Annotated in this window: 15 protein-coding genes; 4 read left to right on the top strand and 11 right to left on the bottom strand. The window is 65.0% G+C overall.

All coding sequences use genetic code 11. The features are described from left to right. Nucleotides 1-35: 35 nt before the first annotated feature. From K5658_RS02540 to cmoB, 7 genes are all read right to left on the bottom strand, one after another. Nucleotides 36-311 (bottom strand): cupin domain-containing protein, encoded by a 276-nt coding sequence (locus K5658_RS02540; RefSeq protein ID WP_221065426.1) that lies wholly within the window; start codon nucleotides 309-311, stop codon nucleotides 36-38. Nucleotides 312-338: 27 nt separating this feature from the next. After that, nucleotides 339-1,103: a sulfite exporter TauE/SafE family protein gene (locus K5658_RS02535; protein ID WP_221065425.1), complete on the bottom strand. Its 765-nt coding sequence runs from the start codon at nucleotides 1,101-1,103 to the stop codon at nucleotides 339-341. 15 nt (nucleotides 1,104-1,118) lie between these two features. Next, on the bottom strand, nucleotides 1,119-1,601 hold the full coding sequence (locus K5658_RS02530; RefSeq protein WP_221065424.1) for a hypothetical protein: 483 nt from the start codon (nucleotides 1,599-1,601) through the stop codon (nucleotides 1,119-1,121). 468 nt (nucleotides 1,602-2,069) lie between these two features. After that, entirely contained in the window at nucleotides 2,070-2,738 is a 669-nt protein-coding gene (locus K5658_RS02525; protein ID WP_221065423.1) for a DUF1294 domain-containing protein, read from the bottom strand. Between the two features lie 65 nt (nucleotides 2,739-2,803). Next, the gene (gene cmoA / locus K5658_RS02520; RefSeq protein WP_221065422.1) at nucleotides 2,804-3,529 is read right to left on the bottom strand and encodes a carboxy-S-adenosyl-L-methionine synthase CmoA; all 726 of its coding nucleotides are present in this window, start codon (nucleotides 3,527-3,529) and stop codon (nucleotides 2,804-2,806) included. Nucleotides 3,530-3,598: 69 nt separating this feature from the next. Continuing rightward, a complete protein-coding gene (locus K5658_RS02515; protein ID WP_221065421.1) occupies nucleotides 3,599-4,231 on the bottom strand; it encodes a DUF47 domain-containing protein in 633 nt (210 codons plus the stop codon). Between the two features lie 87 nt (nucleotides 4,232-4,318). After that, on the bottom strand, nucleotides 4,319-5,308 hold the full coding sequence (gene cmoB, locus K5658_RS02510; protein WP_221065420.1) for a tRNA 5-methoxyuridine(34)/uridine 5-oxyacetic acid(34) synthase CmoB: 990 nt from the start codon (nucleotides 5,306-5,308) through the stop codon (nucleotides 4,319-4,321). Nucleotides 5,309-5,431: 123 nt separating this feature from the next. Here cmoB and hemF point away from each other — a divergent pair, with 123 nt between their 5' ends. Then, nucleotides 5,432-6,343 (top strand): oxygen-dependent coproporphyrinogen oxidase, encoded by a 912-nt coding sequence (gene hemF, locus K5658_RS02505; RefSeq protein WP_221065419.1) that lies wholly within the window; start codon nucleotides 5,432-5,434, stop codon nucleotides 6,341-6,343. Here hemF and K5658_RS02500 read toward each other — a convergent pair. Then, on the bottom strand, nucleotides 6,338-7,000 hold the full coding sequence (locus K5658_RS02500) for an MlaC/ttg2D family ABC transporter substrate-binding protein (protein WP_221065418.1): 663 nt from the start codon (nucleotides 6,998-7,000) through the stop codon (nucleotides 6,338-6,340). The genes hemF and K5658_RS02500 overlap by 6 nt on opposite strands. Nucleotides 7,001-7,102: 102 nt before the next feature. Here K5658_RS02500 and hemB point away from each other — a divergent pair, with 102 nt between their 5' ends. The 3 genes from hemB to aroE are packed head-to-tail and all read left to right on the top strand — an operon-like array spanning nucleotide 7,103 to nucleotide 9,761. Continuing rightward, complete coding sequence (gene hemB / locus K5658_RS02495) at nucleotides 7,103-8,113, top strand: porphobilinogen synthase (protein WP_343223288.1); 1,011 nt, start codon at nucleotides 7,103-7,105, stop codon at nucleotides 8,111-8,113. A 13-nt stretch (nucleotides 8,114-8,126) separates the two neighbouring features. Then, complete coding sequence (locus tag K5658_RS02490; protein ID WP_221065417.1) at nucleotides 8,127-8,915, top strand: DUF4184 family protein; 789 nt, start codon at nucleotides 8,127-8,129, stop codon at nucleotides 8,913-8,915. 6 nt (nucleotides 8,916-8,921) lie between these two features. After that, nucleotides 8,922-9,761: a shikimate dehydrogenase gene (aroE, locus tag K5658_RS02485; protein ID WP_221065416.1), complete on the top strand. Its 840-nt coding sequence runs from the start codon at nucleotides 8,922-8,924 to the stop codon at nucleotides 9,759-9,761. Here the strand turns inward: aroE and K5658_RS02480 are convergent. The 3 genes from K5658_RS02480 to K5658_RS02470 all read right to left on the bottom strand — a co-directional run bounded on the left by K5658_RS02480 (nucleotide 9,758) and on the right by K5658_RS02470 (nucleotide 12,633). Beyond that, nucleotides 9,758-10,306: a gamma carbonic anhydrase family protein gene (locus K5658_RS02480; RefSeq protein ID WP_221065415.1), complete on the bottom strand. Its 549-nt coding sequence runs from the start codon at nucleotides 10,304-10,306 to the stop codon at nucleotides 9,758-9,760. The genes aroE and K5658_RS02480 overlap by 4 nt on opposite strands. Before the next feature lie 91 nt (nucleotides 10,307-10,397). Continuing rightward, nucleotides 10,398-12,116: a hypothetical protein gene (locus K5658_RS02475; RefSeq protein WP_221065414.1), complete on the bottom strand. Its 1,719-nt coding sequence runs from the start codon at nucleotides 12,114-12,116 to the stop codon at nucleotides 10,398-10,400. 199 nt (nucleotides 12,117-12,315) lie between these two features. Continuing rightward, nucleotides 12,316-12,633, bottom strand: coding sequence for a phosphoribosyl-ATP diphosphatase (locus K5658_RS02470; protein WP_221065413.1), 318 nt, complete (start codon nucleotides 12,631-12,633; stop codon nucleotides 12,316-12,318). Nucleotides 12,634-12,637 lie beyond the last annotated feature (4 nt).

Genomic DNA, 12,637 nt, shown 5'->3' with positions numbered 1-12,637 from the left:
ACTGTAGGGTGGGCACGTAGGGTCATGCCCACGATTCAACCCGCGTGATAGCCATACAGCCAGCGCGCGGGGCCGCCGCCCAGGTTCCGCACCGAATGCACCGCGCCCGCCGGGATCAATAATTCCTCCCCGGCCTCCGGCTGGTGGACCACTCCGTCGATCTCGAACTCGACCCGGCCCTCCACCACCATCACCAGTTCATCGACGCCGTGGACGAAATCCTCCCAGCGCTGGCCGGGCGGGTCCACCCAGAGATCGCAACCGAAACCGCGCCGACGCCAATCTTCCGCTACCGCCGCCCTATCGACCATGGTGCTACCTCCCCAGTGGTTGGAACCTCAACCCCGGACCCAGTAAATCCCGGCCACGACCACACCGACCCCCACCACGATGCCGCGCAACAGGGCCGGTTGGATCCGCCCGGCCAGCTTGCCGCCCAAGGCGCCGCCGACCAAGGCCCCCACCGCCATCGCCAGCGCCACCGGCCAATCCACCCGCCCCGACAGCGCCAGGAACAGCGCCGCCGCCGTGTTGATGGCGAAGGCGACGCCTTGCTTCAAGGCATTGAGCCGGGTCAGGCTGTCGTCCAGCACCAAGCCCAGCACCGCCAGCACGATCACGCTCACCCCCGCGCCGAAATAGCCGCCATAGACCGCCGCCAGGAACGCGGGCACCACCCCCAGGGTTTCCAGCCAGCGGGCCGAATCCGGGTGGTTGGCGCGGCGCAGCAACCAAGCACGCACCCAATCCTGGCCAGCCAGCAGCAAAGCGGCGAACAGGATCAGATAAGGCACCAGGGCGCGGAAAGTCCGTTCCCCGGTATGCAGCAACAGCGCCCCGCCGACGATCCCGCCCAGGATGGCGGTGGGCAGGTACAACCACAAGCGGCGGCGCTGGCTACGCAAATCCCCGGCCTGGGCCAGGGTGGCGGCGAAATAGCCGGGACACAGCGCCACGGTATTGGTGATATTGGCCTCGATGGCGGGCAGGCCCACCGCCGTCAGCAAGGGAAAGGTGATCAAGGTGCCGCCACCGGCCAGGGCGTTCACCGCGCCCGCCGCCAGCGCGGCCAGGGCGACCAGCGCCCATTCGATTCCGCTCATGCTTGGAGTTCCGATCTAGGGAGAAAAAGGAGCCGCCGAGGCCGAGCGCTTGAACGCCAGGAAGGCGCGGGCGCAGCCCAGGTCGTACAGGATCAGGCAAGCGGCCAGCCCGGTCTCGTCCGGCGCGGCGGCCTGGGCCGCCAGGGTTTCCCAAAGGCCGGGCGGTTCCGGCGGTGGATCGGGCAATTGCTTCAGCCACTTGGCGAATTTGGCCTCGTGGACATGGGCCATGGCCGCCACGAAGGCGTGGTTCCAGCTTTCCAAGCCTTCCGGCAAGCGGCAGGACCAGCGCGCCAGCGCCTCGCGCATATTGTTCCGGCCCACATCGTCCAGGCCGCGCATATTATCGGCCAGCACCGCATTCATGGTTTGCAGCCGTTGCAACACCGGGGGCGGCACCTCGGCGAACAACAACCCCGCGAAGATTTCGGCCGCCGGGCGCGGCAGCGGGGCGCTGGGCTTTACAGGTTTTGGGGATCGGTTGGGCGGGCGGCGCATAGTGGGAATGGCGGATGTCCAGGGTCGGGCAATGATAGCGGTCCGTGGGGCGGCCCGGCATAAGGGAATCGCTTATTGCCACGGAGCAATCTGTCAACACCGGTTGAATTTCGGGAACCGGCGGGGGCGGGACGGCGGGTTTTGACCGGCGAAGGGGTAAAGCGGCCCGCCAGTCCGGCGCGGAATCCATCCACCGAGTTATCCACAGGCTTGGCAAGGCCCAATCTGGGTTTTCCTATAACCCCATTTTTTCATAGCCGACTGATTTATATCGCAAAAAATCAGTTAACCCAGAGTTTGGCCGCTGGGGGCGGCGTCCGCCGGGATAATCCATCCCGCGAATATCCACAGGCTGGATGGAACCGGCAGCAGGGGTTTGCCGCCCCCTGCGGATCGTGCGCCATAAAGGGATATTTCGCTTATTCCCAAGCCCGGCTTTGGCAAGACGCGCAAAAACCGCGGCCGGTTTCAGGCGGTTTGGAGGTGGAGCTTCCAATACAGATAGACGGCCCAGCCCAGCAAATGCGCGGCGACGATGGTATGCAGCAGAATCTTATAGGTCGATTTCCGGGTTTTATGGCGCAATTGGTTCTGGGCCACCAAGGCGCCCGGCCAGCCGCCCATGAGTTCCAGGACCAGGAGGTAGTTTTCCGGGACCCGCCAGCGACGGGTGGCGGCATGGGTTTTGTCGGCCCCGTAGATCATGATGGTAATCAGGCTGAAGATGCAGTAGGAAAAGAACGGCAGCGGGTTCCGGGCCATCCACAGCGTATAGGACGACAGCATCAAGGGCGTCAGGATCAACAGGTTGGTCAACAGGGAACGGGGCTTGGGCGCCAGGGAGAACGGCTTGGGCTCCGGGTGTTCGTAGTCCATACCCTCGATCAGGGCGAAAGCCGCCCGCTTCTTGTCCCCGGCCTCGGCGCTGTCGTCGGGCCGGAAGCGTACCGCGTCGCCGATTTCCGGGCGGCGGCTCATGCCCTTCTTGAAGGCGGTGATGTGGATGAAATGGTCGTCCTGGTCGCCGTCCGCGGGTTCCGGGCGCACGAACCCGAAACCTTTCAGGTCGTTCCACATGACCAGGGTGCCCTTGAGCAAGGGGGTTTTGCGCGCGGAGGATTTCTCGGCGGTGGACATAGGCGTTCGCGTGGTGGGATGGAGGTTCGGAACCGCGGGGCGGGCCATCCATGGTGTTGCCGGGCTTATTTGATCGCCAGCATCCCGCAGAAGTTATACCAACGGAAAAACACATCGCAAGTCCTGAAGCCATTGCGGAGCAGGAGTTCGCGGTTTTCCTCCAAATGATAGGGGATCAGCACGTTTTCCAACGCTTCCCGCTTCTGGGCGATTTCCAATTCGGAATAGCCGTTGCGCTTCTTGAAATCGTAATGGTATTTGATGAACAGCCGGTTCAGGGTCGAATCCTGGCCCAGCACCTTTTCCACCAGGATCAAGCAACCGTTGGCACGGGTGCCCTGGGCGATGGCGGCGATCAAACGGTCGCGGTGCAGGGGGCGGACGAATTGCAGGGTCAGGTTCATGACGACCACGGAGGCATCGACCAGGGCGACGCCTTGATCGAGGTTCTGCCGGACCAGTTCGCAAGGCCGGGCCAGACCATGGCGGGCCAATTTTTGGCGGGCCTGTTCCAGCATCTCGGGCGAAGCATCCACCCCGACGAAGGCCACGCCCGGCGGCACCATCCGGTCCAGGCACAGCAAGGTGGTGCCGGTGGAACAGCCGAGATCGTACAAACGGCTGCCCTCGGCGGCGAAGTCGGCGGCGATTTCGCCGATCATGCGCTGTAGCTCGGCGTAGAAGGGCACGGAGCGGTCCAGCATATCGTCGAACACCAGGGCGGTTTCCTGGCCGAAATTGAAATCCCCGGCGATGGGCTGGGGCGCGCGGAACAGTTGGTCTTTGCTCATGGCGGGTGGCGGGTAGCGGCTCGAGGCCCGCAAGCATACCAGCCGCCACAGGGTGGACGCTCGCCGGACTCAGGACGCGGCTTGCCGCAGATGGTGGCGGGTGATCCGCTCCAACAACACCGCCGAGTGGTAGCAGGCGTCGGTGGTGGCTTCCAGGAGTCCCAGGATTTCGGTCCAATCCAGCTCAGAAATCAGCGACAGCGAACTATGCCGCCGGTGCGATTTGCGCCATTCGTGATAGATGGCGTCGGCTTCTTCCTCCCAGCGCTTGAGCGCTTCCCGGCAGTCCCGCACCCCGTCCAGGGTATTGCCGGGATAGCGCCACACCTCGACCGCGAGCCGCGCCGCCATCTCCAGGATGATCGCGAGGATGCGCTGGGCGTCCGGCTCGGCCCGTTCCGGCGTGAAGATATCGATGACCCGCGCCGTGTTGTTGAGTCCGTCGATGATATCGTCGAGGTGCTTGACCCAAAGCTGGGTCAGGTGGATGAGTTCGGAATAGGGGGGGTCTTCCAGGGCGCGGTGGGCCTCGGCGGTGAGCCGGTCGCCGAACTCCTCCATGCGCCTGATCTCGGCGATATGGGCTTGGGGCGCGTCGAGGTGGCCGAACAAGCGCTTGAGTTCCTGGCCGCAGGCGATGGAATTATCGAGGTGTTGCCGGAGCAGGCTTTCGAGCGGGCGGAAGCGTGGATCGGGGGACATGGGAACCTGTGCGGGCCAAGCCGGTGGGAGGGGCACGCTAACCGGCTTATGTTGCTGGCGTGTGAATCGGCCCGTCCAACCCCGCCGCTACGGCCCCTCCGCCAAAAACACCGCCCTTCTCGGCGCGGGCAAGCCCTCGACCGTCAAGCCCGGATTCGCGGGATCGAGGCAATCCGGCAAGGACTGGAACCGCATCCAATCGGTCGAGCGCTGTTCCTCCGCCGTGGTCGGGGTCACGTCGATCAAGCGGATATTGCGATAGCCGCAGCGCTTCAACCAGCCTTCCAGCGTCGGGCAGGACGGGATGAACCAGACATTGCGCATCCGGGCATAGCGGTCCTCCGGCACCAACACCTGCCCGGCCCCGCCCTCGATCACCAAGGTTTCCAGCACCAGTTCCCCCCCCTCTCGCATACAGCCCTTGAGTTCCAGCAAATGATCCAAGGGCGAGCGGCGGTGATAAAGCACGCCCATCGAGAACACCGTGTCGAACGCCCCGAGGTTGGGCGGTACATCGTCGATGCCCACCGGCAGCACATACACCGGGAAATCCCCCGCGAAATGGCGGATCGCCAGGAATTGCGCCACGCTCAGCAAGGTGGGATCGATACCGATCACCCGTCCGGCCCCGGCCCCGACCATGCGCCAGGCGTGATAACCATTGCCGCAGCCCACATCCAGCACGGTGCGCCCGGCCAAGGGCTGGATGGCGGATTCCAGCCGCCGCCATTTCAGGTCGGAGCGCCATTCGGTGTCGATAGGGATGCCCAGCACGTCATACGGCCCTTTGCGCCAGGGATGCAGTTCCCGCAGCAGGGTTTCGATCAAGGCCAATTCCGCCGCCGCGTCGGCCCGGCCTTTAAGTTGGACGGCGTCGGCGTTCAAATTGACCCAGGCGGGTTGGATGGGCGGCAAGCGGCGCAGGACTTCGCGCCAGCGCGGCCAATCGCCGTGGTGGTCGGCGGCAAAGGCGCGGGCGAGTTGGGCGGGCAACGATTCCAACCAGGGCCGGAACACGGGTTCGGGGAAAGTTTCGGCCAGCGTGGCGTAGGCGGCAAGTTCGGGGCTATCGATCATCGCGGCAGGGCTACCATCTAAAAAGCGGAAGCAACATGATAGCCATTCGGCCCGCCGCCGCGTACCATGCGCCGGGCGGTACGCGGCGCGTACCCCATCGCATCACAGCCAGGAGCCCAGCGCATGAATACCCCGGACCTCGCCGCCGTCAAAACCTATTTGCTCGACCTACAAGACCGGATTTGCGCCGCCCTGGAAACGGAAGAACCCGAAGCCCGCTTCCAGGAGGACAATTGGACCTATGCCAGCGGCATCGGCGGGGGCCGGACCCGTGTCATGGCGGGCGGCCAAACCTTCGAGCAGGCCGGGGTGAATTTCTCCCATGTCGCGGGCAAGACCCTGCCGCCCTCCGCCACCGCGCACAGGCCGGAACTGGCCGGGCGTGGCTTCCAGGCCGTGGGCGTGTCCCTGGTGGTGCACCCCTTGAATCCCTATGTGCCGACCTCGCACGCCAATGTGCGCTTCTTCATCGCCGAGAAAGAGGGCGAAGCCCCGGTCTGGTGGTTCGGCGGCGGCTTCGACCTGACGCCGTATTACCCGTTCGAGGAAGACGCCGCGCATTGGCACCGGACGGCTCGGACCGCTTGCGAACCCTTCGGCCCGGAGGTCTATCCCCGCTTCAAGCGCTGGTGCGACGAGTATTTTTTCCTGAAGCACCGGGGCGAGACGCGGGGCGTGGGCGGGCTGTTCTTCGACGATGTGAACGAAGGGGGCTTCGAGCGCAGCTTCTCCTTCCTCCGCAGCGTGGGCGACCATTACCTGCCGGCCTACCTGCCCATCGTGCGGGAACGCAAAGCCACGCCCCACGGTGCGCGGGAACGGGAGTTCCAGCTCTACCGGCGCGGGCGCTATGTGGAATTCAACTTGGTGTACGACCGGGGGACGTTGTTCGGGCTACAGTCGGGCGGCAGGACCGAATCCATCCTGATGTCGCTGCCGCCAGTGGCGCATTGGCGTTATGACTGGAAACCCGAGGCGGGCAGCCCGGAGGAAGCCTTGTACCGGGACTTCCTGCGGCCCAGGGATTGGCTATGAGCCTTTCTTGCCGACCGGCTCTTTCAGCGCGGCGGCGTTGCGCTCGGTGAGGTGGGCGATGAGTTGGTCGAGGGAGCCGGTGCGGGCGACTTCCTCGGTGAAGCTGGAGCGGTAGTTCTGCAACAGGCTGACCCCCTCGATCAGCACATCGTAGACCTTCCATTGGCTGCCCTCCAGAATCATGCGGTAGTTCACGCCCACGGGCTGGGCGCCGGATTGGAGGATTTCGGTGCGGACCATCACCTTCTTATCGGCGGGATTCATTTCCAGCGGCAGATACCGGATTTTCCAATCGGCATACTCGGTGAAGGCGGTGGTATAGGTGCGCACCAGCAAGAGGCGGAATTCCTTTTTGAAGCGGTCCTTTTGCTCCGGGCTGGCAGTCTTCCAGAGCTTGCCGAGGATCAAGACCGACACCCGGTCGAAGTCGATTTGCGGCTCGATGATCTGGTCGACCAGGGCCGTGGCTTTGCGGAAATCGGATTTGTATTCGGGCTTTTGCAAGGAGACCTGCAATTGGTCGGCGGTCTTTTGGATCACCACTTGCGGCGGGAGCAAGCCTTCCTCCGCCCGTACCGTCGCGGCGCACAGACCCAGCAACAGCCCAAGCACACCGGCCCAACTCGCCAAGCCGAAGGAAGATTTGGTAAATTTCATTTATAAACTCCTGAAACTCTAAACCTTTGATCTTTTTTATCATAACCCGAGAGGCCGGGATACACTACCGAGTCCCCGCCCCGGTCGAACGCCCGGACCGACATGCCATCGAATCATAGCATTTTCTACCCCCGAACCCGATTACGCCGGATGCGGCGCGATGATTTCAGCCGCCGCCTGATGCGCGAAACCCGGCTCGCCCCGGACGACCTCATCTATCCCTTGTTCGTGCTGGAAGGCGGGAACCGCCGCGAGGCCGTGGCCTCCATGCCCGGCGTCGAACGCCTCAGCATCGACCTCCTGGTCGAGGAATGCGCCGCCGCCCACGCGCTGGGCATCCCGGCGGTGGCGCTATTCCCGGTGACGCCGCCGGAACTCAAATCCCTGGACGCCGCCGAGGCCCACAACCCGGAGGGGCTGGCCCAACGCGCCGTCCGCGCCCTCAAGCAGGCCGTGCCGGGATTGGGGGTGATGACCGACGTGGCGCTGGACCCGTTCACCACCCACGGCCAGGATGGCTTGATCGACGGGCAAGGCTACGTGGTCAACGACGCCACGGTCGAGGTGCTGGTGAAGCAGGCGCTGTCCCATGCGGCGGCGGGCGCGGATATCGTGGCCCCCTCCGATATGATGGATGGCCGGATCGGGGCGATCCGCGCCGCCTTGGAAGCCCAAGGCCAAGTGAATACCCGCATCCTGGCCTATTCCGCCAAATACGCCTCGGCCTTCTACGGTCCCTTCCGCGACGCGGTGGGTTCCGCCGCCCATCTGGCCGGGGGCGATAAATATAGCTATCAAATGGACCCGGCCAATTCCGACGAAGCCCTGCGCGAGGTGGCGCTGGACCTCGCCGAAGGCGCGGATATGGTGATGGTGAAACCGGGCCTGCCCTATCTCGATATCATCCGCCGCATCAAGGACGAATTCGGCGTGCCGACCTTGGCCTACCAAGTTAGCGGCGAATACGCCATGCTCAAGGCCGCCGCCCAGAACGGCTGGCTGGACGAGCGCAAGACCGTGTTGGAAGCCTTGCTCTCGCTCAAGCGGGCCGGGGCCGACGCCATCCTCAGCTATTACGCCAAGGATGTGGCGCAGTGGCTGCGCGAAGCGTAGCGCCGACCCGCCGATGCCGTGGACCTTCGCCCATCCCGCCGCCGTCCTGCCGTTGTGGCCTTATTGCCCCGCCTGGCTGCGCTGCGGGGCTTTGGTGGCCGGGAGCCTAAGCCCGGATCTCGGCTACTACCTCCAGCGCTTCGATTGGGCCACCCTCGCCCATACCGGAGCGGGTAGCTTGCTCGTCGGCCTGCCCTCGGGCCTCTGCCTGTATGGCTTGGCCTATGGGCTCCGCAAGCCGCTGTGCCACGCCCTGCCCCAACCCCACCGGGCCGCGCTCTGGCCCTTGACGCAAGCCCCCGGACCCAGCCGTCCCGGCGAGTGGGTGGCTTTGGCCGTCTCGGTGGTCCTGGGGGCCTGGACCCACACCGGCTGGGACTCGCTCACCCACCGTGACGGCTGGGTGGTCGCGAAGCTGGCGTGGCTCCGGGAATCCATGCGGATAGGCGGAACGGAATTTCCCGTATACGCCCTGCTGCAACAATTCAGCACAGTGGCGGGCACCCTGATCTTGCTGGCCTGTTACCGGGCTTGGTTGCGTGCCCAACCCGCTCCGGCCCCGTCCTGGCAAGACGACCGGGGACGTTACCTCCTCGGATCGCTGGCCGCGCTGGCCGCCCTGATCGCCGCGGTCCTGGTTTCACTCCCTACGGTGGCCGACATCCAGGGCACGATGGCGGTCCGCGTCCTCGCCTTCCAACTCGCGGTCCATGGCACCGCGATTTTCCTGCCCTTGTTCACCCTGGGCGCCCTGGTGTTTTACGGGCTATCCCGTCCTCCCTCCAACGACTCGAACGATTAACCCCACATGACCTTTCCAGACCGCTACGCCGTCTTCGGCCATCCCATCGGCCATAGCCAATCGCCGCGCATCCACGCCTTGTTCGCCGCGCAAACCGGGCAAAGCCTGACCTATACCGCCCAGGACGTACCCGCCGAGGCTTTCGAGACCGCCGTGCGGGAGTTTTTCGCCACGGGCGGCAAGGGTTTGAATTGCACCGTGCCGCTCAAGGAACTGGCTTTCGCCTGGGCCGACAGCCTCAGCGAACGGGCGGCGCGGGCCAAGGCGGTCAACACCTTGGCGCTCCGGCCCGACGGCGCGGTATTCGGCGACAACACCGACGGCGAAGGCTTGGTCCGCGATCTGACCGGAAACCTGGGACTGGAAATCGGCGGACGCCGCGTCCTGCTGCTGGGCGCGGGCGGGGCCGGTCGGGGCGTCTTGGCCCCCTTGCTGGCGCTGGCACCGGGACGGCTGGTCATCGCCAACCGCACGGTGGCGAAAGCGGAAATCCTGGCCGGGGAATTCGGCGACCTCGGCCCGGTCGTGGGCCGCGGTTTCGCGGACTTGGCGGGGGAAAGCTTCGACTTGATCCTGAACGCCACCGCCGCCAGCCTGGGCGGCGAGGTGCCGGACCTGCCCGGCGGCATCCTGGCGGCGGGGGGAAGTTGCTACGACCTGGCCTATGGCAAGGAACCCACGCCCTTCGTGCGCTGGGGCGGCGCGGCGGGCGCGGCGCTGAGCGTGGACGGCATCGGGATGTTGGTGGAACAAGCCGCCGTGGCTTTCGAGCTATGGCGCGGGGTGCGCCCCGCGACCCGGCCCGTCATCGCGGCGTTGAACGCCGGGCGGGGCTTGGCGGCCTAGGACAGCGCCAACCCGGCATCGCGCAGGTATTGGTTCTTGAGCAAGACATAGCCATCCTTGGAATAACTGAGATATTCGAGTTCCTCGTCCTTAAGCGTGCGGACCTGCTTGGCGGGAGCGCCCACGTACAGGAAACCGCTTTCCAGGCGCTTGCCGGGCGGCACCAGGGTGCCCGCCCCGACGATCACCCGTTCCTCCACCACCGCGCCGTCCATGATGATGGCCCCGATGCCGATCAGGCACAGGTCGCCGATCCGGCAACCATGCAGCACCACCCGGTGCCCCACCGTGACCCCGTTGCCGACGATGAGCGGATGGCCCTCGGGATTGGCTGCGCTGCGATGGGTGACATGCAGCACGGAACCGTCCTGGATATTGGTTTCGTCGCCGATCTCGATCAGGTTCACATCGCCCCGGACCACGCTCGTCGGCCAGATCGACACATCCCTGCCCAAGCCCACATCCCCGATGACCACGGCGCTTTCGGCGATATAAACCCCCGCGCCCAATCTGGGTTCGATGCCGTGAAAATTCTGGACCGCCATTGTATTCCCCTTGCTGCTAAGCATGCGGTTGGAACCGTCGAGGTTCCCGGACATGATAGCGCAAAGCCGGACCGGGCCGGACCCCTGGCGTTCAGGCGTCTTCGCCGCCGGAATCCAATTCCACCAAGCTGTAACGCGCGAAAGAAAGCGTGGCTTCCAATTCCTCGCTCACCCAATAGTGGGCCAGTTCCCCGCCCGCCCGCACCCGGACGGTCCCGCCCTGCCGCACCGCGCCCGGCAAGGCCAGCAATTCCGGGCCCTTGCGTAGCACACCGTCGGCGGCGAGCAGCAAAGCCTTGCCCCTGGGCTTGGAAGCGCCGTCGTAAATCTCCACCACCTCGGCGGAAGGCGCGAATAGTTCCACCCCGAAGGTCAAGCCCTGCTTGCCGCATTCCACCCAGCGGATCACCGCGATGAAACGCAGTTGCCGCTCGGGCGTGCCCAGCCAAAGGCCGATCAATTCGCCCACCTTGGTCCGCGCCGCCGGTTGCGCCGACCAAAAGATGCAGCAGCCCTGGGCGCTGGAATTGACGATCCGGCCCTCGACCATCACCGGGACGGCCTCCGGGGCCATGGCGGATTCCTGATCGACCGACCAGATATCCTCGGCGCGGACCGCCGCCACGCCCTTCCGCCGGCTCGCCAGCAGCTTGCCCAGGCCCACCTCGCTCCGCGACAGCCGCGCTTCGATGTTCCCGTCCGCGGAGGGCGACCGTTCATGCCTCTCCCGGATCAATTCGAGCGCCGCCCCGGACGGAGCGGAATCGTCCGGCCCGCAGTCCGGCCGCCCGCCCAAAGCCGCCACCAAGGACGGCAAACCCGCCACGCACCCGCACCTATCGGACTCGGCGCGGCGGGCATAGCGGCGCTTTTCCAAGCCGGCCAGGCTGCGCGCCACCCGGATCAATACCGCCCGCTCGTGCGGGGATTTGCCCAGCACCACCTCGGGCTCCAACAAAGTGTTGGCCAACGACTGGGTATGGAGGAAACGCGGTTCGCTGACCTCGAAACCGTTCGGGAGCCGGGTGCGGGCGGGCGGGAGCGACCCGCCCACATCGATATAGATTTCGGCGAGTTGCCCGTCGCGGACGATTTCCGTGCCGAACCCCACCCGGTCCACCCATTGGCCCAGCAGCTTGAACACCAGTCCCATATCGCGCTGCCGCAAGCGCCGGGTATTCGCCGCCGCGAACAACACGCTCCGGATGAACACGCCCCCCGCGGTGCGGCAGGGCGCGGGCTCGTCCATTTCGTCGAACACCAGATCGAGCGTCCGCCGCGCCTCGGCGACCCGGTACAAACGGTACAGGATCAACCAATAGGCTTCGTCCACCGGGCGGTAAAGCCGCGAAGTCCACAGCAACACCTGTCCCCAATGTTCCAGGGCGCGGTATAGGGCGAGCGCCTGGGCGTTTTCGGCCCTGCCACGGCGGGACGACCCCACCGCGTCGAACGCCGCCAACACATAGCCCATGCCCAGTTCCCTATGCAAACCAATGCCTTGGTGGATATACCGTTCGGCTTCGGCGGCATAGGGCAGGGCCGCGTCCAGGAAACGGGCTTCGGCCTGCTGCGCCAGCATCAGCACCATGGGCCTGAGCAACTCGGCCAGTTCCACCCGGACCCATATCGGCAACTCCGGCCTATGGTTGAAGGATTCCAAGGCCGCCTCGATCGCATCGAAGCAATAGGGCGTATTGGCGAGGGGCAGTTCCGCGAGCCAGACGGAAACCCCCGAAAGGGTGGGTTCTGGGACCATGACGCCTAATTGTTGCCCGCCCATGGGACTGAAATATGTGCTTGCTTTCATGGATGATTGCCCGTTAAAAGCGTCCTTGCGGTCGAAAGGGAGACCGACCTTTGAGTGATGGGATGTAATATGTTTACTTTAATCCAAGTGTAATCGGATTTCAGCCGGATGCGGGCTGTGAACCATGCAGGGAAAACACGGTATCGGCCAAATGCTACGGGAGGGGGCGGCATCCAGCGGATGCCGCGGCGGGCGGGTTTTATTGGGGGGAACGGGCGGCTTTTTCGTCCAGCCCCGAAAGGCCGAAGCGCCGCCGTAGCTCATCGAGGACTTGATCCGGGTGCAAACCCTGCTGGGCCAGCAACACCATACTGTGGAACCAGAGGTCGGCCACTTCGTAGACGATCTTGTCGGGCACGCCGTCCTTCGCGGCCATCACGGTTTCGGTGGCCTCCTCGCCGATCTTCTTCAAGATGGCATCCAAGCCCTTGGCGTAAAGCCCGGCCACGTAGGAGGATTTGGGGTCTTGGGTTTTGCGCTGTTCCAGGACAGCGGCCAGTTCGGTCAATACGTCCATCGCT

This window comes from Methylomagnum ishizawai, from assembly GCF_019670005.1.
Lineage (GTDB): Bacteria > Pseudomonadota > Gammaproteobacteria > Methylococcales > Methylococcaceae > Methylomagnum > Methylomagnum ishizawai.
The sequence above is the reverse complement of the archived record's forward strand: the minus strand, read 5'-3'. Positions and strand labels throughout refer to the sequence as shown.